This is a genomic window from Microbacterium sp. UBA1612 (assembly GCF_002321605.1).
Taxonomy (GTDB): Bacteria; Actinomycetota; Actinomycetes; order Actinomycetales; family Microbacteriaceae; genus Microbacterium; species Microbacterium luteum.
Genome location: NZ_DCMW01000037.1, coordinates 35,718 through 58,009, shown reverse-complemented (window position 1 = coordinate 58,009; position 22,292 = coordinate 35,718). Strand labels below are relative to the sequence as shown.

Below are 22,292 nucleotides of genomic sequence, written 5' to 3'. Positions count from 1 at the left end.
GTCAGCGTGACTTCCCCGCCCTCGTCGCCCGTTCTCCCGCACGCCGTCCGGGTGGCGGGAACGGTGTTCGCGGCCGTCCTCGGCGGGCTGCTCCTGTTGGCGATCATCGCGGCCGCGTGGGTGGGCGTGCGCGGCTTCCTGGCCTACGGTCACCTCCGCGATGCGCAGACAACGGCCGCCCTCGCACGCGATCAGCTGACCGATCCGGCGACGGCCGCCGATGCGATCGCCGAGATCGCCGACGACACCTCTGCCGCTCGCGGCCTCACCACCGACCCGGTGTGGAGCGCGGCCGAGCATCTGCCGTGGGTGGGCCCGCAGCTCGCGGCCGTGTCGACGATGACCGCAGCGGTCGACGACGTCGCCGGGTCGGCCCTGACCCCCCTGGTCGAGGTCGCCGGGTCGTTCGACGTCGATTCGCTGCGCCCTCAGGACGGACGCATCGACCTCACGCCGTTCACGGAGATCCAGGATGCCGCCGCCGCGGGCACCGCGGAGCTCGTCGACGCCGCCGACACCGTCTCCGCGATCGACCGCGACCCCCTGGTGACGCCGGTGCGCACCGCGGTGCGCGAACTGTCCGCCCTCCTGGCCGAGACCCGCGACGGCGCGGGCGCCGTCGCGCGCGCCACCGCACTGCTGCCGGCCATGCTCGGCGCCGACGGACCGCGCACCTACCTGCTGCTCTTTCAGAACAACGCCGAGTGGCGCTCCCTCGGGGGGATCACCGGCGCGGTGGCGGCCATCCGCACCGACGGCGGAGCCCTGTCGCTCCAGGCCCAGGCTTCCTCGAGCGACTTCCCGCGCTACGACGATGCCGTGCTCCCCCTCGACGAGGAGGTGCTCGGCATCTACGGCACCCGGCCCGGCCGGTACATCCAGAACGTCACACAGGTTCCCGACTTCGCGCTGTCGGGTGCACTCGCGCAGGAGATGTGGGAACGCGAGACCGGCGAGACGGTCGACGGGGTCATCGCCGTCGACCCCGTCGCGCTGTCGTACCTGCTCGAGGCGACCGGTCCGGTGACTCTCCCCACCGGCGACGAGCTCACCGCCGACAACGCGGTGGACCTGCTGCTGAACGAGGTCTACTTCCGCTACGAGGTCCCCGCCGAGCAGGACGCCTTCTTCGCCGCCGCCGCCGCAGCCGTGTTCGAAGCCGTCGCCGGCGGAGGCGCGGACCCCGCGGCCCTCCTCTCCGCCCTCACCCGGGCCGGCGACGAGCACCGACTGCTCCTGTGGAGCGACCACGAGGAGGACCAGGAGCTCCTGGCCGACACCACGCTCGCCGGCGGACTGCCCGGGACCGACGACGACACGGCCCGGTTCGGGGTGTTCCTCAACGACGGCACGGGCTCGAAGATGGACTACTACGTCACCGCCGACACCGTCGTCGGCTGGGACACGTGCATGATCGACGACGCCGGAGACGCGCAGGGCGAGGCGACCCTCGGGGTGACCATCACCAACACCGCCCCCGGCGCCGACAGCCTGCCCCGCTACATCACCGGCGGCGGCGGATTCGGCGTGCCCGCCGGCACCGCACGGACCGTCGGCTACCTCTACCTGCCGGAGGGCTGGGACCTCGTCGACGCCGAGATCGACGGCGACGTCGGATTCGGCGGCGGAACCCACGACGGCAGGCGCGTGCTCACATTCGAACTCGACCTGGAATCCGGCGAGCAGGCGAGCGTGTTCGTCACCGCGCGACCGAGTGAGCCCGGTGCACCGACGGTCGAGGCGGTGTCAACCCCCCGCATCGGCGAGGGCACCCGAGTTGTCGCCACGTGCCCGCCCGCTTAGACTTCCCGCCAAGGGGAGGTCACGTCCCCGTCGCCACGCGCTTCACTCGCCGCCACGAGGGACCCCCCATGACTCGCCGGATCACCCGCCTCCTCATCGCCGCTGCCATCTCGATCGCCGCGGTCGCTGCACCGAGCGCGGCGAGCGCCTCGACGATCTATCCGCCGGCCGGTTCCTGCACGACCAGCCCCGCCACGATGACCGCCGGCAGCACCGTGACCTTCGCGTGCTCGGGCGGCACGTTCTCGGCAGAGGAGCCGGTCACCGTCACCGTGACGGGCGAGAACGGCGCCGACAGCACCTTCGGCATGATCCGCATGGCCATCAGCACCGCCAGCGCTGGATTCACGTCCACCTCGGAAGGCGCGCTGGAGGCCGTCCGCATCACCCTTCCCGCCAACGCGAGCGGAACCTACAACATCGCCGCCGTCTCGCCGACCTCCGCCGGCGGCACCGCCGCCGCAAGCATCACGACGGCCGAGGGCCTTCCCACCACCGGACTCGACCAGTCGTCGCTGGCGATCGTGTGGATCGGCGGCGGAGCGCTGCTGGCAGCCGGCGCCGTGCTGGCGATCGTCGCCGGCGTGCGCCGCTCCCGCGACCGCAACTCCTGATCCCCCACAGGCCGCGTCAGGACTCCGCGGCGAAGGTGCGCGCCGCCGACGCGGAAGCGCCGCCGACGGTGGGATGCGCCGTGACGAGGATCGGGAGGTGGTCCGACCGCCCCTGCGGCAGCGTGCGCACCTTGTCGACGCGGAAGCCGATCGACGTGGCGAAGTCGTAGTGTCCGCGGAAGAACCGGTACCGCGTGTAGGTCCGCGCGTCGCTGAGACTCAGCTCGTAGCCCTGTTCGCGCACCTTCTGCCCGAGGTTCTCCTTGAAGACGGGGTAGTTGTAGTCACCGACCATGAGAGCGGGCAGACCCTCGCCGAGCGAGGTCAGCTCGGTCAGCGCGGTACGGATCTGATGGCGCCTGAGGGAGTTCAACGCGGTCAACGGTGCGGCGTGGAACGACGCCACGATGAATTCGTGCCCGTCGTCGATGTCGTGGAGGCGCACGCCGAGCAGGCGCTCCTCGGCGGGCTTGAGCACCATGTCGTGGAGGGACTTCTTCAGGGCGAGCGAGCGCACGTCGACCGCGCGGTAGGAGTTCTCCCGGTAGTACACCGCGAGCCCCAGCCGGTTCCGCTGCGTCGCGTCGGCCAGCCTCAGGCCGCCGATCGTCGGGGGGATCTCGCGGGTGTCGTACTCCTGCAGGCACAGCACGTCGGCGCCGTGGTGCTCGACGAGATGGGCCAGCTCACCGGCTGCCCGGTGCTTGCGCAGGTTGTAGGAGATGACCTTCATGGTGCCGCCAGCCTATTCCCGCTCCCCGGCCGACCGGCGCTCATCCGGTGATCCCATAGCCGACCTGTAGGTGCCGCGCGTTCGGGTGACACCGGCTCGGGATAGCATCGAGTCGTGACTGTACGTCCGGCACCCGTGCGGCGACGGTTCGGGATGCCGCGGTGGCTGCTGTTCACGCTGCTGGGCCTCGCCGCCGTCGTCACCCTGGCGATCCTCGCCGGGATCGGTTCGCTCATCACGTGGGGAGTGCAGACCCTGTCCGCCAGACCGCCCGCCGTCGGAACGACCGTCGTCGCCCCGGAGGAGTCCAAGGCCGCCCGTGCGCTCGACGACCTCACCGCGGGCTCCGCGGAGTACGAGGCGACCGCCTACCTCTCCGAGCAGCCCACCACCTACTGGCTCACGCCGGAGGAGGATCCGATCGGCACCGCGACCGCGCGCGTGTCGAACCTCGCGTCGGAGGCCCGCGACACGGGTACGGCGCTCTCCGTCGCGGTCTACGGCCTACCCGGACGCGACTGCGGCAGCTACTCCGCGGGCGGACTGGTCGAAGAGGACTACGCCACCTGGATCGACGAGATCGCGCGCGGCCTGGATGCGGCACCCGACGTGCAGAAGATCGTCATCCTCGAGCCGGACAGCCTGGCACTGGCACCCGAGTGCGGCAACGTCGAGGAACGCGTCCGTCAGCTGCGCAACGCCATCGATCGACTGACCGGCACGAACACCTGGATCTACGTCGACGGCGGACACTCCAACTGGCTCCCCGCCGCCGACATGGCCGCCCTCATCGAGGCCCTGGACCGCAGCGACGCCATCCGCGGGTTCGCCACCAACGTCTCCAACTACAACCACTCCACCGAGGAGTTCGCCTACGCGCACGAGCTGTCGGACCTTCTCGGCGGCTCCCACGCGATCATCGACACATCGCGCTCCGGCGCGGGCTCCAACGGCGACTGGTGCAATCCCTCCGGCCGGCTGGTGGGTGAGCCGGGCGGAACCCTCGGCGACGAGGTTGTCGACACCAACCTCTGGGTCAAGCCGCCCGGCGAGAGCGACGGCACGTGCAACGGCGGTCCCGCCGCGGGCGTGTGGTGGCCCGAAGCGGCGGTCGAGCTCACCCGCGAGGTTCGCTGAGCCACCCGCTGCGCGCAGCGCCCCGCGCGCACTGTGTAGCATGACCGGAAGGCAGAATCTTGCACTGTCGCCTCCCCTGGTCCGCACCCTTCCCCGAGCCGGAGCTTCGCCGATGACCGACCCATCGCTCGACCTCAAGACCGCCGTCATCGTCGAGGACGACCCGGACATCCGCCATCTCCTCCGCGAGGTGCTCGAGGCGGCGGGGTTCTCGACGGTGTCCGTCGGCAACGGGATCGACGGCGTCCGCGCGGTCATGTCGTATCGGCCGCTGATCACCACCCTCGACGTGAACATGCCGGGGATCGACGGGTTCGAAGCCGCGCGCCGCATCCGCTCGCAGAGCGACACCTACATCATCATGCTCACCGGGCTCGAGGATGAGGCCGACGTCGTGCTCGGGCTCGGCTCGGGCGCCGACGAGTACATCATCAAGCCCTTCCGTCCGCGCGAATTCCGTGCGCGCATCGACGCCATGCTGCGTCGCCCCCGGCAGGGCGCCCCCGCCCCGGCGGCGCCCCGGCAGGACTCGGTCGGTCCGTCGTTCCCCGGCGGCCGCAACACGTCGCGCGGCGCACAGCCTCCCGGATACGACGGCGACTCCGGCTGGGGCGTCGCCCCGGCGGTCGGCGAGGGGACCGACGGTTCGCACCGGAACGGCTACGACGCGCCACGGCCCGAGATCGCACAGACCCCGGGCGACCCCGCGACCTACCGCCTGCCGCCTGGCGCCGACGCCCCGCCGCAGTGGAACGCGGCGGAGCCCGAGCGCCCCGCCCCCGGCACCGACATCGAACGCGCCACGCACGGCGGCGCGGTCGAACTCGCGGGCCCCTCGGTGATGACCCACCGCGACCTGCAGGTCAATCCCGACAGCCGCGTCGTGGTCGTCGGCGGCGATCAGCTGGAGCTCACGCGCACCGAGTTCGACCTGCTCGCCACGCTCATGGAGTCCAAGCGTCGCGTGCGGAGCAAGGCCGACCTGACCCTGGTGCTGCGCGGCGAGTCCTACGTGACGTCGTATTTCGTCGGCGAGGCCGACAAGCGCGCCATCGAGGCCCACATGACGAACCTCCGCCGCAAGCTCGGCGACAACCCGAACAATCCGCGCTACATCGAGACGGTGCGCGGCGTCGGCTACCGCATGACCAGCGAACTGACCGCCTCGAACTGACGCCGACGCGAAGAACGGCCCCGCACGAGCGGGGCCGTTCTTCGCGTCATCCGTCACACCTCGTCGCCCTCACACCTTGTAGCCCTGGTGGCGGCGGATGAGCTTGAAGAACATCAGCAGCGTCTGGATGACGGTCACGACACCCACGATCGGCCACCCGATCCACAGGATCGTCGACTGCACCACCGGGTCGAGCATCGACCAGATCACCGCGAGGGCGACGAACACGGCCACGAGCAGGATGAGCGGGATCCAGTGGGTGCTACCGCCACCCTTCTCCGCCTTGGCCTGCATCGCCCAGTTGTCGACCTTCTTGCGCGACAGGAAGCGGGTCCACGATCGCAGGAAGTGGCTCAGCCGGATCCACATGAAGATCTCGGCGGGGAAGACGAGCCCGGCGAACATCACGTCCCGCGAATTGCGGTTCTCCATCGTGTAGGCGATGCGCAGGTTCAGCAGCACGGCCATGAGCACCGGGATCAGCCACCATGCCGAGAAGACGAACGCGTTGATCGACAGCGACGCCGCCAGCAGGGTGATGAACGCGACGCGCACGAAGAGGTTCGTGAGCATGCCGAAGTTCTCGAACCAGCGCAGGCGCAGGTTCGGGTGGAACGGCTGGCCCTTCGTGTCGCCGCGCTGGCCGGGCCACATGAGCTCGATGGCACCGTACGTCCACTTCACCTGCTGGGCGTCGTAGCCGCGCAGCGTGGTCATGCCGCCGACGTCGGCCCGCGAGAACGGGCTGATCTTGGTGAGGTACCCGGCGCTCTTGATCTGCAGGGACAGCAGCGAGTCCTCCACTTCGCTGTCCTTGACCCACGGCGTCGACTGGTGGTTCTGACGCATCACCTCGCGAAGGGCGTTGGTGGAGAAGATCGAGAACTGTCCGCCCAGCACGGCCATGTTGCGCCCGCGCAGCAGGTTCTGCAGGTTGAACGCCGCGAACTGGGTGCGCTGACCGGCGATGAGGAACTTGCCGATGAGGCCCTTGATGGGCCGGTCGTCGATCGAGTAGATCGCGGAGATGCCGCCGATGCGCGAGTCCGACACCGCCTCGGTCTCCAGGTACTCCACCGCGCGCGAATCGGCGGTGGTGTCGCCGTCTACCCCGAGCAGGTAGTCGTAGCCCTCCACGAGCGAGTAGCCGTAGTTGAGGGCGCCGACCTTCTTGTCGGGGTTCTTGCCGATGTCGTGCACGAAGACCTCGGTGAACTGCTCGCCCATCTCGGTCTCGAGTTCGTGGGCGCCGGCGAACTCTGACGCGATGCGCACCGTGGCATCGGAGGTGTTGTTGACGACGACGTGGATCACATCCGGCACCCGCGTCTGGGCGAGGAGCGACTGGATGACGTCGGCGATCGACTCTTCCTCGTTGTACGCCGGAATGATGCATCCGATGGTCGACCGGTGGCCGGTGGTGTTCTCCAGCACCGCCGAGAAGTCGTCGGCGAAGCCGGGCTCGGACTCGGCACGGGGCTCGCGCGGCAGGATGGAATCGGGCGCGTGGACGGCGTGCGGTGTCATCTGCCGGGGGCTGTTGACGTCCGTCATGGTGATCTCCCTCACGCCGGTCACTCTTCGGTCGTTGCGTCGGAGGATATCGCGATCGGCAGGTACTGGTACACGGTCTGCTGAGAGAACGACGTGTCGTCGTCGGCGACGCCCTCCACGGCGATCGTCATCGCGAATTCCAGCGTGATGCCGTACGTGTCCGCGGGCAGCTGGTTGATGGTCGTCTCGGGCACGAGCAGACCGCCCTGGTAACTGTTCAGCAGCAGACCCCGGTCCGAGCGCAGGGTGTCCGTCGGCACGAGCGTGCGCGGGTCGGAGCTGAACTGGAACGGGTTCTGCACCTGGCCCGACGTCTGCGCGGTCTGCGAGGTGATCGAGATCGACGAGATGTACACGCGTCGCTTCTGTGTGAGCACGGCCTTCTCGTCCACGTAGTTGTCATAGACGTTGACGGCGAAGCCGAACGTCTTCGGGGTCGTGGAATCCCACTCGTTCGTCCGTTTCGGATTCGCAGCCCACACCTCCAGACGCAGCTCGAGCTGATCGGCGACGTCGGTCGAGAGGGCGACGGAGCCGTCATAGGTGAACAGCGAGTCGAAGGCGATGTCCTCGGTCGTCAGCGGCGTGGGGCTCGCGTAGGCGACCGGCTCCTCCGCGACGCCCGGCTGCTGCTGCAGCCCGTTGAACACCTCGGCCAGCTGCGAGCAGCCGGCGAGGGAGACGGCGAGACCGAAGGCTGCGCCGACGGCGAGGATGCGACGCGTGGCCGACGACGAGATGCTCACGATGTTCCGCTCCAGGTTCAGGGGTGCCGCCGGGCTTCGGGTCCCCGGCGGCGTCTCGGGGGTTCCCCGCGACAACACACAGGCAACCACGCCGATCACGCGTCTTGAGGTTCTTGAGCTTGTCTTGAGCGAGCCTTGAGGCTCGCGCCTCTCCCATCGGTCGGCGCGCGTCGCGGCTCTCGTAAGCTGGGGAGCACACGGAGCCGGGAGGGCACATGGGAACAGCACGACGCGTCGGCACGGCGACGGCGGCCGCGGCTCTCGCCCTGGCTCTCGCCGGATGCGGCCCCGCGCCGTGGGAATACGGCGACGGCGGCGACGCCACCCCGACCCCCACCCGCACCTCCGCCTCCCCGGCACCCGCGCCGGTGCCGAACGACCTCTCGAGCGGTTCGACGCAGCGCGAGCTCGTCGCCGGTGCCGTCACCGCGACCGTGGACTACTGGTCGACGCTGTCGATGGACCTGTGGACCGCGGAGGCGGTGAAGCCCGTGAGCATCTCGATGGTCACCGAGGTCACCCCCGACGACGGCCAGAAGGTGTACCTGCAGAGCGCATCGATGGTCGCGGTCGCCCTCGACGCCGACGGCGTGACGATCGACGCCCTCGATCCGCAGACCGACACATCCGCCGTCTCGCCCGGCTACCTCGTGCTCTCGCCGTACAGCTATTCGCAGACCTTCAACGTCGGCGCCGTGCCCGCGGACACCGCCGCCGTGCAGCTCCAGTTCACCTACGACTTCCTCGTGCAGACGACTCCCACGTCGAAGGAGTACGCCAAGCAGACCGCGAGCGACACGCTCACCGTCGCCATCTTCCAGCCCGGCGAGTAGAACCCGGGTCAGTCCCGGTCGCGGCGGCTCCGGGTCTGCGCGGCGCGCGCCGCGAGCAGGTCGTCGGCCGGATACCCGACCTCGGTGAGGGTGAGGCCGCGCGCGGCGAGCACCTTCACGTCGGGAACCCGCACCAGCCGGTCGCGAATCTCCGCCAGGTCACCGGCGGTCAGGCGGCCCTCGCCGACGGCGACGCATCCGCCCACGAGGGCGCGCACCATGCTGTGGCAGAACGCGTCCGCCTTGACGTTGGCCACCAGCACCCCGGCGGTGTCGCGGTGCCAGTCGAATTCCAGGAGCGTGCGGATCGTCGTCGCCTCATCCCGCGGCTTGCAGTACGCCGCGAAGTCGTGCAGGCCGATCAGCGACCGCGCCGCCTCGTCCATGGCCTCGACATCCAGCTCGCCGCGCACGGTCGTGGTGCGGAGCCGTTCGAGCGGGTCGTATCCCGCACGCGCATCGGTCAGGCGATACGCGTAGCGCCGCCAGACCGCGGAGAAGCGGGCGTCGAATCCCTCCGGCGCCACGCGGGAGGCGTGCACGGTCACATCCGCATAGGCGCCGAGCACGCCGCGCACGCGCGCGGCCAGCGCCTCGACCGGATCGGCGTGGGGGGCGCGGGCGCGGCGCGACAGCATCCGCTCCGTCTGAGCCGCATCGAGGTCCACGTGGGCCACCTGACCGGAGGCGTGCACCCCGGCATCGGTGCGCCCGGCGACGACCAGTCGCGGGGTGCCACCGATCACGCGCGCGAGTGCGTCTTCGATCTCTCCCTGAACGGTGCGATGCGCGGGCTGGCGCGCCCAGCCGCGGAAGTGCGTGCCGTCATAGGCGATGTCGAGACGGATGCGCACCGCTCCAGCCTATGTCCGGCGGCCCTTCCGGCGGATGCTCGGGGAGTTCCCGCACGGGAGTCGTACACTGACGTGTCGCCCCCTCCTCCCCTCCTCCCCTCCTCCCCCTCCTCCCCCGGACCGATGACCTCTCCAGCGCAGCACCCCGCCGCGACGCCCACGCGCTACGCGGGCCTCGACGGTCTGCGTGCCGTCGCCGTCGCCCTGGTCGTGCTCTACCACCTCTTTCCCGGCGCGCTCGTCCCCGGGGGTTTCGTCGGCGTCGACGTGTTCTTCGTCATCAGCGGCTTCCTCATCACGACCCTGCTGCTGCGCGAGCACCGCAGCACCGGACGCATCTCGCTCGTCGATTTCTGGCGCCGACGCGCCCGACGCCTGCTGCCGGCCCTCACCCTGGTCGTCATCGTCTGCGCGAGCGCGGCGTGGATGATCGGCGGCGACGTGCTCGTGCGGCTGGGCGCGCAGATCGTCGGAGCCTTCACCTTCAGCTACAACTGGGTCGCGCTCTCCGGTGGCGACGGCTATTTCGCCGCCACGACCCCGGAGCTGTTCCGCAACATGTGGTCGCTCGCCGTCGAGGAGCAGTTCTACCTGCTGTGGCCGATCGTGCTGCCGCTGTTCCTGATGCTCCCCCGGTCCTGGGCGCGGGTGACCACCGCCCTCGTCGCGGCGACGGCATCTGCGATGTGGATGGGCGCCGTCGTCGCCTCCGGCGGCGACCTCACGCGCGCGTACTTCGGCACCGACACGCACGCGTTCGGTCTGCTGCTCGGCGTCGCTCTCGCGTTCGGCATGGCGCCGCTGCTGCGTCGCCTCGCCGTCGGCGACCTGCCGGCGTGGGCACGATCCGGGGGTGCGCGCGCCACGGTGTCCGCGCTCGGCGTCGCCGGGCTGATCGGCATCCTTGCCATCGCCTCGATTCCCGCCGGAGACACGACGGCGACCTTCCCCGGCGCCCTCCTGGCGGCGAGCGTGTGCGCCGCGATGGTGATCCTCGCCGGCGTCTGGCCCGGCTCCCGCCTCGGCCGGGCGCTCGATGCCATCCCGCTGCGCTGGCTCGGCGACCGGTCCTACGGCATCTACCTGTGGCACTGGCCGCTGCTCGTGCTCCTCGTCGCCGCCACCACCGGCACCGGTCCGGAGGCGGGGGTGCCGATCGGCGTCGGCGCTCTCGCCCTCGCGTTCACCCTCGCGCTGGCGGAGGCGTCGTACCGCTGGGTGGAGACGCCGGTGCGCCGGTTCGGCTTCCGCGGCTGTGCCCGGCGCCTGCGTGCGGCGCTGCGTGCCCGGGCGGCACGACGCGCGACCGCGCTCGCGGGTCTCGCCACCGGCGCCGCGCTCGTCGCGGGCGCGGGTGCGGCCGTCGCCGCGGCGCCCGCGGTCTCCTCCGGGCAGTCCGTCGTCGAAGCCGGCGCCGCCGCTCTCGCCGCCGAGACGGCCGCCGCCTCGCCGACCCCTGCACCCGCCGAGACCTCGCCGGCGCCCGAGGAGGAGGCATCCGACACCACGACCCCGAGTCCCTCCCCCACCCCCGTGCGGGGCGACGAGATCACCGCCGTCGGCGACTCGGTCATGCTCGCCTCCGCTCCCTCCCTGTTGGAGCGGTTCCCGGGAATCGAGGTGGATGCGGCCGAATCGCGCTCCGCGTGGGCGGGGCCGGGCATCCTGCGCACGCTCGAGGACGAAGGGCGCCTCCGCTCCGTCGTCGTGATCGGGCTGGGCACCAACGGCCCGGTCGACCGCGAGACGCTCGACGAGATGGCGGCGATCGCGGGTCCCGACCGCAGGATCGTGCTCGTCAACGCGTATGCGCCCCGCGAGTGGATCCCCCAGGTCAACGACACCCTGCGCGCCTTCGCCGACGAGCGCTCCGATGTGAGCGTCGCCGATTGGAGCCGGGCGATCGACCGGCACGTCGATCTCCTCGCGGGCGACCGCATCCACCCCGGGCGCCCCGGTGGCGACGTGTACGCCGACGCCGTGGCGACCGGGGTCGACGGGGCCGAGTACGAACGCGCCATGCGCCGCTACGGCGAGGAGCTCCGCGCCTTCCGCGACGAGCATCGCGACAGCCGTCTGCCGGTGCCGCAGTAGCGGCGCGAGCTCACATCCGCGCGACGAGCACGCGATCGCGCTCGGTCGGGACGAAGCCGAGACCCTCGTAGAGCGTGTTCGCACCGGTAGGGCTCGCGGTGTCCACATCGAGCACGGCCTTGGCGAGCCCGGCTCCGGCGATCGCGCGCAGGGTGCGGGCGATCACGCGCGGGGCGAGCCCGCGACCGCGGCTGTCGCGCACGACGCCGATGAGGTCGATGTATGCGTTCGACGCTCCGAGCGTCACCCAGTCGTCCTCGTTCACCGACGCGAGACAGAAGGCCACGACGCGTCCGTCGACGATGGCGAGCGTCGACAGGTCCGCGCGCAGGAACCGTCCGCCGGTGAACTGCGCCCACCGCTCGGGCGGCGTCGGAAGGCTCCCCCAGTGGTCGCGGAACGCGTCGTTGCGGGCGACGCGTGTCGCCTCGTCCCACTCCGGGGCGAACGCGAGCATCCGCACCCCCTCGAGCGCGACCGGCTCGGAGATCGGATGCGCCATGTCGCGCACCATCGTGGTGAACCACCGCTCGGTGGTCATCCCGAGCCGCTCGGCGAGCACGACGGCGCCGTCGTTGCCGTCGTGCACGTACACGTGCACCTCGCCGGGCAGCGTGAGGTCGGAGGCCGCGAGAAGCTGGCGGGCGCGGGCATGCTGCCACGTCATCAGGGCGCCGCCGATCCCCCGTCGACGCCACTGCGGATGCACGGCACCGTCGAGGTGCACCTTCACCTTCTCGGAGGTGTCGGGATGGCGGATCGCCGACCCGACCGCAACCGGGGTGCCGTCGGCGGCGAAGCCCAGCGCCGTGTCGGTGAGATGGTCGACACCGGCGAGCTCGAACGTGTCGGCGACATCCTCCCGTGGCGTCACCCAGGTGGGGTGGTCAACGCGGTCGGCCGCGGCGACGACGGCGTGGATCGCGTCGATGTCGGCCGCGGTCGCCCCGCGCCATACGGCCACGTCGGGGTGCGACGTATGGGGCAGGATCTCCGGAGCCGTCACGCGCGCGCTGAGCGGCGCATCCGACCCGGTGGGTGTCTCGGTCACCCGCACACTCTAGTCGGCGCGCAGGACGCCCTCACGGCGCCCTCCGGAGGCAGCAGCGCTGCGGGGGAGGCTCAGAAGTGGCGCGTGAAGACCTGCTCGCGATCGCGCTCGACGAAGCCGAGGCTCTCGTAGAGCGTGTTGGCGCCGGTCGGGCTGTCGGTGTCCACATCCAGCTGCGTCGCCTTGAGCTCCGCGGCGGCCATCGCCCGGAGCGTGCGGCGGATCACCCGCGGCGCGAGTCCCTTGCCGCGATGCGCGCGCACGACGCCGATGTACTCGATGTAGGCGTAGGGCAGTCCGCGGCGCTCCCAGTTGTCCTCGTTGACGGTCACGAGGCAGAACGCGGCGACTTCGCCGTCGATGAGTGCGACCGTCGACAGGTCGAGGCTGAAGTGCTCCGAGCCCGTGAAGGCGTTCCAGTACTCCTCCGAGTACGGCACGCTCCCCCAGTGGTCCCGGAACGCGTCGTTGCGGGCCAGGCGCACGTCGTCGACGCGGTCTGCGGCGAGGGGAACGAGGTCGACGCCCGGTTCGACATCGCCCTCCACATCGAAGACCGGCTCGGTGAGGTCGCGCTCCATGACGACGAACCAGCGTCCCACCGTCATCCCCAGACCGCCGGCGATCACCGCGGCTCCCGGGTCGTCCTCGTGCACGTACTGCTCGATCACCCCGTCGACGGTCGCATCCGTCTCGGCGGCGAGGAGCTGCAGGGCGCGGTCGTACTGCCAGCGGCCAACGGCACTGCCCAGGCCGCGTCGCCGCATCTCGGGCACGACCGCGCCCTGCAGGCTCACGCGCACCTCGAGCGAGGTGTCCTCCTGCTTGATCGCGGCACCGACGGCGACGATGCGACCATCGGGCGTCTCGCCCACCAGCAGGTCGTCGCGGGTCGTCTGGGGCAGGTCGAACCAGTCCTCCACGTCGCCGCGGGCGAACGCCCACGTCGGATGGTCGACTTCGTCGGCGGCGACGAGAGCGGCGTGGATGTCGTCGATGTCGTCAGGGGTCGGGGATCGCCATGCCACGTCGGGATGCGCGGCGGGGGCGAGGGTCTCGGGAGCGGTCACACGGTGGTTCAGAGTCTGATCGGCCACCTTCCTACGGTACGCGGGTCCCCCCGGGGCCGGTCAAACCGGCGCCGTCATGCGCAACGCCCGCGACCCGGACGGGTCGCGGGCGTTCCGCAGGTGCCGGGCGGGCCGGCAGCAGGTCACTTCGTGGTGTCGGCGTCCTCGGCGGCGGCCTCCGCGGCCTCGCCCTCCTCGGTCGACTCGGCACCGGCGTCGGCGGACTCCTCGGCCGGAGCATCCTCAGCCGGGGTCTCCTCGGCTGCGGACTCCTCGGCCGGGGTCTCCTCGGCGACGGGGGCCGCCTCTTCCGCGGGCTCGGAGCGACGCTTGGTGCTCTTCGCCTTCGGCGTGACCGGCTCGAGAACGAGCTCGATCACGGCCATCGGCGCGTTGTCGCCCTTGCGGTTGCCGACCTTGGTGATGCGGGTGTATCCGCCCTCACGCTCGGCGACCAGCGGCGCGATCTCGGCGAACAGGACGTGCACGACTTCCTTGTCACCGATGATCGACTGCACGCGACGACGGGCGTGCAGGTCGCCGCGCTTGGCGAACGTGATCAGACGCTCGGCCAGCGGACGCAGGCGCTTCGCCTTGGTCTCGGTGGTCTGGATCGACTTGTGGGTGAACAGCGCCGCAGCGAGGTTCGCAAGCAGCAGGCGCTCGTGTGCGGGGCCGCCTCCGAGGCGGGGACCCTTCGTGGGCTTGGGCATTTCTCAGTTACTCCAGGTGGGAAAGTCGGTCGAAGACGGATGCCGGTACGGCTCCGCGTGGCTCAGGCGTTCTCTTCGTCGTAGCCGGCGTAGAAGTGGGCGCCGTCGAACCCGGGGACCGAGTCCTTGAGCGAGAGGCCGAGCGAGACGAGCTTGTCGCGCACCTCGTCGACCGACTTCTGACCGAAGTTGCGGATGTTCATCAGCTGCGTCTCCGAGAGGGCGACCAGCTCCGAGACCGTGTTGATGCCCTCGCGCTTCAGGCAGTTGTACGAACGCACCGACAGATCGAGGTCCTCGATCGGCATCGACAGCTCGTTCGAGGCGACCTCCGCGACCGGCGCCGGGCCGATCTCGATGCCCTCGGCCTCGACGTTCAGCTCGCGGGCGAGACCGAACAGCTCGGTGAGGGTGCGACCGGCCGACGCGACCGCGTCACGCGGGGCGATCGAGGGCTTCGTCTCGACATCCAGGACCAGCTTGTCGAAGTCGGTGCGCTCCCCGGCACGGGTGGCGTCGACGCGGTAGCTGACCTTGAGCACCGGCGAGTAGATCGAGTCGACCGGGATCTGGCCGGCCTCGGCGTACTCGTTGCGGTTCTGGTTCGCCGAGACGTAGCCGCGGCCGCGCTCGATGGTGAGCTCGAGCTCGAACTTGGCGGTGTCGTTCAGCGTGGCGATGACCAGCTCGGGGTTGTGCACCTCGACGCCGGCCGGCGCCGAGATGTCGGCGGCGGTGACCTCACCGGAGCCGGTCTTGCGCAGGTAGGCCGTGATGGGCTCGTCGCGCTCGCTGGAGACGACCAGCTGCTTGATGTTCAGGATGATCTCGGTGACATCCTCCTTCACACCCGGGATGGTGCTGAACTCGTGCAGGACGCCGTCGATGCGGATGCCCGTGACGGCTGCGCCGGGGATCGACGAGAGGAGGCTGCGACGCAGCGCGTTGCCGATCGTGTAACCGAAGCCGGGCTCGAGCGGCTCGATGACGAATCGGCTGCGGAACTCCCCGATCTTCTCCTCGTTCAGGGTGGGACGCTGTGCGATGAGCACGATGTGTTCCTTTCGGCTAAGTGCCCGCTATATGACACTTGCTGGTTGAGTTGTTGAGTTGTGGGACGGACTGCCGAGGCATCCCGTCGTGAAACGACCGAATCCCGGGTCGGTGCGCGGGCGGACCCACGCACCTACCCGGGTGCGGCAAACTCAGACGCGGCGACGCTTGGGCGGGCGGCAGCCGTTGTGCGCCTGCGGGGTGACGTCCTGGATGGACCCCACCTCGAGGCCGGCGGCCTGCAGCGAGCGGATCGCGGTCTCGCGGCCCGAACCCGGGCCCTTCACGAAGACGTCGACCTTCTTGACGCCGTGGTCCTGCGCCTGGCGCGCGGCGGCCTCGGCGGCCATGCCCGCGGCATACGGGGTCGACTTGCGCGAGCCCTTGAAGCCCACGCCGCCGGAGGACGCCCAGCTGATGACGGCGCCCGACGGGTCGGTGATCGAGACGATCGTGTTGTTGAACGTCGACTTGATGTGGGCCTGGCCCAGCGCGATGTTCTTCTTCTCCTTGCGGCGCGGCTTGCGCGCAGCGGTCTTGGCCTGTGCCATGAGTGTTCTCCTCTAAACCTTGCAGCGCGCCTTAGCGGGCCTTCTTCTTACCGGCGACGGTGCGCTTCGGGCCCTTGCGGGTGCGCGCGTTGGTCTTGGTGCGCTGTCCGCGCACGGGCAGGCCGCGGCGGTGACGCAGGCCCTCGTAGGAGCCGATCTCGACCTTGCGGCGGATGTCGGCGGCCACCTCGCGGCGGAGGTCACCCTCGACCTTGTAGGTGCCCTCGATGAAGTCGCGGAGTGCCACCAGCTGGTCGTCGGTGAGGTCCTTGACGCGGATGTCGCCGTTGATCTCGGTCGAAGCGAGGATCTCGGCGGAGCGGGTACGGCCGATGCCGTAGATGTACGTGAGAGCGATCACCACGCGCTTGTCGCGCGGGATGTCGACTCCGGCCAGACGTGCCATGTCGTCTCCAAAGGAGTGTCGTGGAGGTGTGGAGCAGGAACGGTGCCCGGGCCTCCGCCCCGAGGTGTCCCCGCCGAAGCGGTTCTGATCCTGCCGAAGGTGTGTTCAGTTGTACGTGGGTGGTGCTGTCTCAACCCTGGCGCTGCTTGTGGCGCGGGTTGGACTTGCAGATGACCATGACGCGGCCGTTGCGACGGATGACCTTGCAGTGGTCGCAGATCGGCTTGACGCTCGGGTTGACCTTCATTGTTCTTTTCCTTGTTCGCTGTCTTCGTGCCTCGGCGCGCGGCTGGTGCCGCCCTCCGGGCCGTTACTTCTCGACCGGCTCAGCGGTAGCGGTACACGATCCGACCTCGGGTGAGGTCGTACGGGCTGAGTTCGACGACGACGCGGTCCTCGGGGATGATGCGGATGTAGTTCTGCCGCATCTTTCCGGAGATCGTGGCCAGCACCTTGTGCCCGTTGGTCAGCTCGACGCGGAACATCGCGTTGGGCAGAGCCTCGGAGATGACGCCCTCGATCTCGATGACACCGTCTTTCTTCGCCATAAACTCACTATCGCTCGTGCAGTCCGCGCGCTCGGAGCAGCGTCACGGCCGCGGCCGTTCGGCGCCCCGTGCAGCCGGTCGGTCTGCGGTGATGGGGTTCGGTGCGCGGACACGCCGCGATGGGCGCAACGCACCAAAGAACGAGCATACGTGGTATTGCCTCGGCGCACAACTAGCCGCTATCCTCCCACCCCCTCAACCCCGCCCCCCGGCCCCCCACGCGCCCGCCCGCGCCCCCGCATCCCACGTCGTCGAGAAACACCCTTCCGCACGACAAACACCGCATTGCGCGATGTCTCGCGCCGTTCTGCGTTTCTCGGTGCTCCTCCACAGCCACGCTCGCCGGGTGGGGTTTCCACGGCGGTGCGCTTCGCGCGACGTCGAAGCCAGCGCGCGCGAGAGGGTCTGGTCATGCCGTCTCCGATCTCGTTGCTGCGCCCGTCCCCCATCCCGCTCCATGCCGTGCGACAACTCGACGCCGGGCGGATGCGCGACGTCGCGGACTTCGTCCGCGTTCGCACGGGCGTCTACGCGGATCGGCGACTCTGGCAGGGCCTTGCTCCCTGGGATCGCTATCTCGCACGGGTGCATGCGGTGGCGGCGCGCCGCCCGGACACGATCTTCGCCTTCGAATCGGCCGCGGCGCTGCTCGGCCTGCCGGTCTTCGGTGAGCCGCGCGACATCCATACCTACGACCCCGACCGGACGCGCTCCCGGCGCTTCGGCGATGTCGTCGTCCACACGAGCGAAGATCCGAGGATGATCCGCAGCGGGGTGATCAGCGTCACCTCGGTGGCCGACACCGCGCTCGATCTGCTTCGCGTGCTCACGCCGGCCTTCGCACTCGCGGTCGCCGACGCGGCGATCGCGCCATCCCTCGCGAACGCGACGAGTCGGGCTCATCTCCGCGCGCTCGCGGAGACGGCAGCGAACCCGCGCCGCCGCGCGCAGGCGCTGTGGGCGGTGGACCGCGCAGATCCGCAGGCCGAGTCGCCCGCGGAATCGATCAGTCGCGCGGTCATCGAATGGACGGGCTTCGAGGCACCCGAGCTTCAGCGGTGGTTCTCGAGCGAAGGCTTCGATGACCGCGTCGACTTCTTCTTCCCGCGGGCACGGGTGATCGGCGAATCCGACGGGTACGACAAGTACGCCGCGGAAGAATCCCGCGACGCCGTGCGCGGCATCGTCGCCGAGAAGCAACGCGAAGACAGGCTCCGGCGCCAGTGCGACGGCTTCGCCCGCTGGGACCGGGCCGACGCACTCGCGGTGACACCGCTTCGGCGCAAGCTTCACGCCGCGGGGCTGCGCGCCGAGCGGCCGGAGCAGACCGTCATGCTCGCGACGCTCCGGGCGCGCCGGCCCGACGGCCGCCATCCGTGACGCAGCACCCGCCTCGAGAAACACCGAACGCCCCGAGACACCGGGCCATGCGTGGTTTCTCGGGGCGTTCGGTGTTTATCGGCGCCTCAGCGCCCGCGGGGCGGGATGCGCGGGTCAGGTGAAGAGGGAGGCCAGGTTGTCGGGCTCGGGGAGCTCGGAGTTGGCGATGACCTCGCCGTTGACCTCGATCGTCGGGGTCGCGATGCCGGAGTTCCCGGGCTGGATCGGGGTCTCCTGCGTCATCGCGGTGACGTAGTCGCTGTACTCGCCCTCGGTGACGCACGTGTCGATGCCGGTGACGCCGGCACCCTCGGCCATCGCGAGGATCTCCTCGTCGGTCAGGCCCTCGGTGTTCTCGGTCGGCTGTCCCGCGAACATCGCCTGCATGAACGGCACGGCCGCGTCGGGGTCCGCCTCGGCGACGCAGTACATCGCGTTCGCCGCACGCGTCGAGTACTCGGTTCCCTGCGAATAGCGGTCGAGGATCGAGATGGGGTGGATGTTGAGCGTGATCGTGCCGTCGTCCACGAGCTCGAGGATGGCGTCGCCGTAGGCCTCTTCGAACTGACCGCAGATGGGACACATGAAGTCGATGTACGTGTCCATCGACTGCTCGCCGTCACCGACGACGACCGCACCGGTCTCCTGGTCGATGCCGGAGCCCTGCGGGGGCTCACCGGGATCGGTGGCGGCGTTGTTCATCCACACCACCAGCACGGTCACGACGACCAGCACCGCGACGACCACGACACTGACCCAGACGGCGAACCAGTTCGTCTGCTTCGCGTTCGCTGCCATCATGCTGTGTTCCTCTTCCTATGCGATCTCTCGGGGCGTGACGCCGAACGGCGCGAGGCCCTCCGCACCGCCGTCGGGCGCGGTGAGCACCCAGACTCCGCCATCATGCACGGCGACGCTATGTTCCCAATGTGAACCGGCCATGCCGTCGACCGTCGAGACCGTCCAGCCGTCGTCTTCGACGAACGTGACATCGCTGCCGGCGACGACCATCGGCTCGATCGCGAGCACGAGCCCCGGGCGCACCTCCGGCCCGGGGTCGGCGACGCGGTAGTTGAACACCGACGGCGACTCGTGCATCTTGCGACCGATGCCATGCCCGACGTACTCGCGCAGGATGCCGTACTCGCCCTGCGCCTCGATGTAGGCCTGGATGGCGGCGCCGATCTCACCGATGTGCGTCGCGGTCGACAGGGCGGCGATCCCGGCCCACAGCGACCCCCGCGTCACCCGCGACAGCTCTTCGCGAGCGGCCACGACCTCGGGACGGTCGGGGTCGGGAAGCACCACGGTGAAGGCGGAGTCACCGTTCCAGCCGCGGTACTCGGCGCCGGCGTCGACCGACACGATGTCACCGGGCTGCAGCACGCGGTCGCCGGGGATGCCGTGGACGACCTGCTCGTTCACGGAGGCGCAGATGGTGTGACGGTATCCGCGGACCATCTGGAAGTTCGACTTCGCCCCGCGGGAGGTGATCACCTCGGATGCGGCCGCATCCAGCTCCGCGGTGGTCACGCCCGGTGCGATGAGCGACCGGACGGCGGCCAGGGCGTCGGCGGTGATGCGGCCGGGCTCGATCATCGAGCGCAGCTGCGCCGGGGTCTTGTAGAGGGAGCGGCGACCGGGGAGGAGCGACGGCGACACGTCAGGCCAGGGCGCGGCGCGCGAGACCGCGCGCTTCGAGAGCCGCCACGATCCGCTCGGTGATCTCGTCGAGCGTGCCGACGCCGTCGATCGTGTCGACGACGTCGCGCTCGCGGTAGACGTCGAGGATCGGAGCGGTCTCGCGCTCGTAGATGCCGAGGCGGTTGGCGATGACCTCTTCGGTGTCATCGGTGCGCCCCTGCTCCCGAGCACGCTGCGTCAGCCGCGAGATGCTCTCCTCGCGGGGCACGTTCAGCTCGATGACGGCGTCGATCTTCTCGTCGCGCGCGGCGAGGAACGCGTCGAGGTCGGCGACCTGGCCGAGGTTGCGGGGGTACCCGTCGAGCAGGAATCCGTTCGCCGCGTCGTCCTGGCCGAGGCGCTCGGCCACGACGGCGCTGGTGAGCTCATCGGGAACGAGGTTGCCCGCTTCGATCAGCGCCTTCACCTGGTTGCCCAGGTCGGACCCGGCAGCGACGGCCGCGCGGAACATGTCTCCGGTCGAGATCGCCGGTACCCCGAAGGCGTCGGCGATGCGCACGCCCTGCGTGCCCTTGCCGGAGCCCTGGGGCCCCACGATGAGAAGACGAGCGGTCTGATCCGTCATCGGAGGAGCCCTTCGTAATGACGCTGCTGAAGCTGAGCGTCGATCTGCTTCACGGTCTCGAGACCCACACCGACGATGATGAGGATCGACGCGCCGCCGAACGGGAAGTTCTGGTTCGCCCCGACTGTCGCGAGCGCGATCAGCGGCAGCAGCGCGATCAGACCCAGGTAGATCGATCCCGGCAGGGTGATGCGCGTGAGCACGTAGTCGAGGTACTCGGCCGTGGGGCGCCCCGCGCGGATGCCGGGGATGAACCCGCCGTACTTCTTCATGTTGTCGGCCACATCAACCGGGTTGAAGGTGATCGCGACGTAGAAGTAGGTGAACCCGACGATGAGGAGGAAGTAGGTCGCCATGTAGATCGGCGAGTCACCCGTCGTGAAGTACTGCGCGATCCACGCCACCCACGGGGCGGCTTCCTGCCCGGCCTGGGGCTGGTTGAACTGCGCGATCAGCGCGGGGATGTACAGCAGCGACGAGGCGAAGATGACGGGCACCACGCCGGCCATGTTCACCTTGATCGGGATGTAGGTGTTGGTGCCGCCGTAGGTGCGCCGGCCCACCATGCGCTTGGCGTACTGCACGGGGATGCGCCGCTGCGACTGCTCGACGAAGACCACGAGCGCGACCACCACGATGCCCACGGCCAGCACGAGCAGGAAGATCTCGAACCCCTGCGAGGTCGCGATCGCCCACATCGATGCCGGGAAGGCCGCCGCGATCGAGGTGAAGATGAGCAGCGACATGCCGTTGCCGATGCCGCGCTCGGTGACGAGCTCGGCGAACCACATGATCAGGCCGGTGCCGGCGGTCATGGTGATGATGACGAGCAGCTGAGCCCACCACACGTCGTTGGTGAGCACCTGCTGGCACGCGGCGACGTCGGTCACGCCGAACAGCTGACCGCTGCGGGCGACGGTGACGAGGGTCGTGGACTGCAGCAGCGCGAGCGCGATGGTGAGGTAGCGCGTGTACTGCGTGAGCTTGGCCTGACCCGACTGGCCCTCCTTGTAGAGGGTCTCGAAGTGCGGGATGACCACGCGCAGCAGCTGCACGATGATCGTCGCAGTGATGTAGGGCATAACGCCCAGCGCGAAGATGGAGAGCTGCAGCAGCGCGCCGCCGGAGAACAGGTTCACCAGCGACAGCAGACCCTCGGTCGTCCCGGTGATCTGGAGACACTCCTGGATGTTCGGGAAGTCCACGAACGGGGCCGGGATGTGCGCTCCCAGACGATAGATGGCGATGATCGCGAGGGTGAACGCGATCTTCCGCCGCAGGTCGGGAGTGCGGAAGACCCGCGCGATGGCGCTGAACAAGACGATGCCTCCAGGTGGGAATGCGCGGCGGCACACAGGCGCGCCGTTACCCAGGGTAGCCGAACGGGGGCCGGAGTGATCTCCGGCCCCCGTCAGGGACTTACTTGATCGAACCGCCTGCGGCGACGATCTTCTGCTCGGCAGAACCCGAGACCTTGTCGACCTCGACGGTCAGGGCGACCGAGATGTCGCCGGTGCCGAGCACCTTGACCTTCTCGTTCTTGCGGACGGCACCCTTGGCGACGAGATCGCTCACGGTGACGTCGCCGCCCTCGGGGTAGAGCTCCGCGAGCTTGCTCAGGTTCACGACCTGGTACTCCACGCGGAACGGGTTCTTGAACCCGCGCAGCTTCGGGGTGCGCATGTGCAGCGGCATCTGGCCACCCTCGA

The 22,292-nt window shown here is 69.8% G+C and carries 25 protein-coding genes; 8 read left to right on the top strand and 17 right to left on the bottom strand.

Going from position 1 to position 22,292, the window contains the following annotated elements; all coding sequences use genetic code 11:
- Nucleotides 1-6: 6 nt before the first annotated feature.
- Together B3S45_RS14170 and B3S45_RS14165 are read left to right on the top strand one after the other, a co-directional pair.
- Nucleotides 7-1,803, top strand: a complete 1,797-nt coding sequence (locus B3S45_RS14170) for a DUF4012 domain-containing protein (RefSeq protein WP_286721401.1) — start codon at nt 7-9, stop codon at nt 1,801-1,803.
- A 68-nt stretch (nt 1,804-1,871) separates the two neighbouring features.
- On the top strand, nt 1,872-2,417 hold the full coding sequence (locus B3S45_RS14165) for an LPXTG cell wall anchor domain-containing protein (protein ID WP_071044946.1): 546 nt from the start codon (nt 1,872-1,874) through the stop codon (nt 2,415-2,417).
- Between the two features lie 16 nt (nt 2,418-2,433).
- Here B3S45_RS14165 and B3S45_RS14160 read toward each other — a convergent pair whose 3' ends face one another.
- Nucleotides 2,434-3,150 (bottom strand): endonuclease/exonuclease/phosphatase family protein, encoded by a 717-nt coding sequence (locus B3S45_RS14160; protein ID WP_194383798.1) that lies wholly within the window; start codon nt 3,148-3,150, stop codon nt 2,434-2,436.
- Nucleotides 3,151-3,264: 114 nt separating this feature from the next.
- Here B3S45_RS14160 and B3S45_RS14155 point away from each other — a divergent pair, with 114 nt between their 5' ends.
- Both B3S45_RS14155 and B3S45_RS14150 read left to right on the top strand, forming a co-directional pair.
- The gene (locus B3S45_RS14155; protein ID WP_286721398.1) at nt 3,265-4,287 is read left to right on the top strand and encodes a glycoside hydrolase family 6 protein; all 1,023 of its coding nucleotides are present in this window, start codon (nt 3,265-3,267) and stop codon (nt 4,285-4,287) included.
- Nucleotides 4,288-4,399: 112 nt separating this feature from the next.
- Nucleotides 4,400-5,461, top strand: a complete 1,062-nt coding sequence (locus tag B3S45_RS14150) for a response regulator transcription factor (RefSeq protein WP_194383799.1) — start codon at nt 4,400-4,402, stop codon at nt 5,459-5,461.
- Between the two features lie 69 nt (nt 5,462-5,530).
- Here B3S45_RS14150 and B3S45_RS14145 read toward each other — a convergent pair whose 3' ends face one another.
- Together B3S45_RS14145 and B3S45_RS14140 are read right to left on the bottom strand one after the other, a co-directional pair.
- Nucleotides 5,531-6,988, bottom strand: coding sequence for a glycosyltransferase family 2 protein (locus tag B3S45_RS14145; protein ID WP_071045038.1), 1,458 nt, complete (start codon nt 6,986-6,988; stop codon nt 5,531-5,533).
- 47 nt (nt 6,989-7,035) lie between these two features.
- Nucleotides 7,036-7,761, bottom strand: a complete 726-nt coding sequence (locus B3S45_RS14140; protein WP_071044943.1) for a fructose 1,6-bisphosphatase — start codon at nt 7,759-7,761, stop codon at nt 7,036-7,038.
- On the opposite strand from B3S45_RS14140, the gene B3S45_RS14135 reads away from it, so the two are divergent.
- The gene (locus tag B3S45_RS14135) at nt 7,739-7,900 is read left to right on the top strand and encodes a hypothetical protein (RefSeq protein WP_176759424.1); all 162 of its coding nucleotides are present in this window, start codon (nt 7,739-7,741) and stop codon (nt 7,898-7,900) included. The two genes, B3S45_RS14140 and B3S45_RS14135, sit on opposite strands and share 23 nt — an antisense overlap.
- 76 nt (nt 7,901-7,976) lie before the next feature.
- A complete protein-coding gene (locus tag B3S45_RS14130) occupies nt 7,977-8,594 on the top strand; it encodes a hypothetical protein (RefSeq protein WP_071044942.1) in 618 nt (205 codons plus the stop codon).
- An 8-nt stretch (nt 8,595-8,602) separates the two neighbouring features.
- On the opposite strand, the gene truA is transcribed toward B3S45_RS14130, so the two are convergent.
- Nucleotides 8,603-9,448, bottom strand: a complete 846-nt coding sequence (gene truA, locus B3S45_RS14125; RefSeq protein ID WP_286721394.1) for a tRNA pseudouridine(38-40) synthase TruA — start codon at nt 9,446-9,448, stop codon at nt 8,603-8,605.
- Nucleotides 9,449-9,571: 123 nt separating this feature from the next.
- On the opposite strand from truA, the gene B3S45_RS14120 reads away from it, so the two are divergent.
- Nucleotides 9,572-11,542: an acyltransferase family protein gene (locus tag B3S45_RS14120; protein WP_286721392.1), complete on the top strand. Its 1,971-nt coding sequence runs from the start codon at nt 9,572-9,574 to the stop codon at nt 11,540-11,542.
- 10 nt (nt 11,543-11,552) lie between these two features.
- Here the strand turns inward: B3S45_RS14120 and B3S45_RS14115 are convergent, their stop codons facing one another.
- From B3S45_RS14115 to infA, 8 genes are all read right to left on the bottom strand, one after another.
- Nucleotides 11,553-12,593: a GNAT family N-acetyltransferase gene (locus B3S45_RS14115; RefSeq protein ID WP_286721390.1), complete on the bottom strand. Its 1,041-nt coding sequence runs from the start codon at nt 12,591-12,593 to the stop codon at nt 11,553-11,555.
- Between the two features lie 71 nt (nt 12,594-12,664).
- Complete coding sequence (locus tag B3S45_RS14110; protein WP_194383804.1) at nt 12,665-13,690, bottom strand: GNAT family N-acetyltransferase; 1,026 nt, start codon at nt 13,688-13,690, stop codon at nt 12,665-12,667.
- 116 nt (nt 13,691-13,806) lie between these two features.
- Complete coding sequence (rplQ, locus tag B3S45_RS14105; protein ID WP_071044937.1) at nt 13,807-14,376, bottom strand: 50S ribosomal protein L17; 570 nt, start codon at nt 14,374-14,376, stop codon at nt 13,807-13,809.
- Between the two features lie 62 nt (nt 14,377-14,438).
- Nucleotides 14,439-15,428 (bottom strand): DNA-directed RNA polymerase subunit alpha, encoded by a 990-nt coding sequence (locus B3S45_RS14100; protein ID WP_071044936.1) that lies wholly within the window; start codon nt 15,426-15,428, stop codon nt 14,439-14,441.
- 153 nt (nt 15,429-15,581) lie between these two features.
- Complete coding sequence (gene rpsK / locus B3S45_RS14095; protein WP_071044935.1) at nt 15,582-15,980, bottom strand: 30S ribosomal protein S11; 399 nt, start codon at nt 15,978-15,980, stop codon at nt 15,582-15,584.
- A 31-nt stretch (nt 15,981-16,011) separates the two neighbouring features.
- A complete protein-coding gene (rpsM, locus tag B3S45_RS14090) occupies nt 16,012-16,386 on the bottom strand; it encodes a 30S ribosomal protein S13 (RefSeq protein ID WP_194383805.1) in 375 nt (124 codons plus the stop codon).
- Between the two features lie 130 nt (nt 16,387-16,516).
- A complete protein-coding gene (gene rpmJ / locus B3S45_RS14085; protein WP_055821300.1) occupies nt 16,517-16,633 on the bottom strand; it encodes a 50S ribosomal protein L36 in 117 nt (38 codons plus the stop codon).
- Between the two features lie 79 nt (nt 16,634-16,712).
- Nucleotides 16,713-16,934 (bottom strand): translation initiation factor IF-1, encoded by a 222-nt coding sequence (infA, locus tag B3S45_RS14080; RefSeq protein WP_028496510.1) that lies wholly within the window; start codon nt 16,932-16,934, stop codon nt 16,713-16,715.
- A gap of 411 nt (nt 16,935-17,345) precedes the next feature.
- Here infA and B3S45_RS14075 point away from each other — a divergent pair, with 411 nt between their 5' ends.
- On the top strand, nt 17,346-18,314 hold the full coding sequence (locus B3S45_RS14075) for a hypothetical protein (RefSeq protein WP_286721374.1): 969 nt from the start codon (nt 17,346-17,348) through the stop codon (nt 18,312-18,314).
- Nucleotides 18,315-18,428: 114 nt separating this feature from the next.
- On the opposite strand, the gene B3S45_RS14070 is transcribed toward B3S45_RS14075, so the two are convergent.
- The 5 genes from B3S45_RS14070 to rplO all read right to left on the bottom strand — a co-directional run.
- Nucleotides 18,429-19,115 (bottom strand): DsbA family protein, encoded by a 687-nt coding sequence (locus B3S45_RS14070; protein ID WP_228480826.1) that lies wholly within the window; start codon nt 19,113-19,115, stop codon nt 18,429-18,431.
- Nucleotides 19,116-19,130: 15 nt separating this feature from the next.
- Nucleotides 19,131-19,976, bottom strand: coding sequence for a type I methionyl aminopeptidase (gene map / locus B3S45_RS14065; RefSeq protein WP_286721373.1), 846 nt, complete (start codon nt 19,974-19,976; stop codon nt 19,131-19,133).
- A gap of 1 nt (nt 19,977) precedes the next feature.
- Nucleotides 19,978-20,583, bottom strand: coding sequence for an adenylate kinase (locus B3S45_RS14060; protein ID WP_071044932.1), 606 nt, complete (start codon nt 20,581-20,583; stop codon nt 19,978-19,980).
- Nucleotides 20,580-21,902, bottom strand: coding sequence for a preprotein translocase subunit SecY (gene secY, locus B3S45_RS14055; RefSeq protein ID WP_071044931.1), 1,323 nt, complete (start codon nt 21,900-21,902; stop codon nt 20,580-20,582). The genes B3S45_RS14060 and secY overlap by 4 nt, the downstream gene beginning before the upstream one ends.
- A gap of 100 nt (nt 21,903-22,002) precedes the next feature.
- Nucleotides 22,003-22,292, bottom strand: a 290-nt coding sequence (gene rplO / locus B3S45_RS14050; protein WP_286721371.1) for a 50S ribosomal protein L15, incomplete at its 5' end; no start/stop codon positions are given.

What these genes read in the sequence shown, in the direction of transcription:
- B3S45_RS14165 (WP_071044946.1), top strand. Translation starts at nt 1,872, where the DNA reads ATGACTCGCCGGATCACCCGCCTCCTCATCGCCGCTGCCATCTCGATC.
- B3S45_RS14160 (WP_194383798.1), bottom strand. Translation starts at nt 3,150, where the DNA reads ATGAAGGTCATCTCCTACAACCTGCGCAAGCACCGGGCAGCCGGTGAG.
- B3S45_RS14150 (WP_194383799.1), top strand. Translation starts at nt 4,400, where the DNA reads ATGACCGACCCATCGCTCGACCTCAAGACCGCCGTCATCGTCGAGGAC.
- B3S45_RS14145 (WP_071045038.1), bottom strand. Translation starts at nt 6,988, where the DNA reads ATGACACCGCACGCCGTCCACGCGCCCGATTCCATCCTGCCGCGCGAG.
- B3S45_RS14130 (WP_071044942.1), top strand. Translation starts at nt 7,977, where the DNA reads ATGGGAACAGCACGACGCGTCGGCACGGCGACGGCGGCCGCGGCTCTC.
- B3S45_RS14120 (WP_286721392.1), top strand. Translation starts at nt 9,572, where the DNA reads ATGACCTCTCCAGCGCAGCACCCCGCCGCGACGCCCACGCGCTACGCG.
- rplQ (WP_071044937.1), bottom strand. Translation starts at nt 14,376, where the DNA reads ATGCCCAAGCCCACGAAGGGTCCCCGCCTCGGAGGCGGCCCCGCACAC.
- rpsK (WP_071044935.1), bottom strand. Translation starts at nt 15,980, where the DNA reads ATGGCACAGGCCAAGACCGCTGCGCGCAAGCCGCGCCGCAAGGAGAAG.
- rpsM (WP_194383805.1), bottom strand. Translation starts at nt 16,386, where the DNA reads ATGGCACGTCTGGCCGGAGTCGACATCCCGCGCGACAAGCGCGTGGTG.
- rpmJ (WP_055821300.1), bottom strand. Translation starts at nt 16,633, where the DNA reads ATGAAGGTCAACCCGAGCGTCAAGCCGATCTGCGACCACTGCAAGGTC.
- infA (WP_028496510.1), bottom strand. Translation starts at nt 16,934, where the DNA reads ATGGCGAAGAAAGACGGTGTCATCGAGATCGAGGGCGTCATCTCCGAG.
- B3S45_RS14075 (WP_286721374.1), top strand. Translation starts at nt 17,346, where the DNA reads ATGCCGTCTCCGATCTCGTTGCTGCGCCCGTCCCCCATCCCGCTCCAT.
- B3S45_RS14070 (WP_228480826.1), bottom strand. Translation starts at nt 19,115, where the DNA reads ATGATGGCAGCGAACGCGAAGCAGACGAACTGGTTCGCCGTCTGGGTC.
- B3S45_RS14060 (WP_071044932.1), bottom strand. Translation starts at nt 20,583, where the DNA reads ATGACGGATCAGACCGCTCGTCTTCTCATCGTGGGGCCCCAGGGCTCC.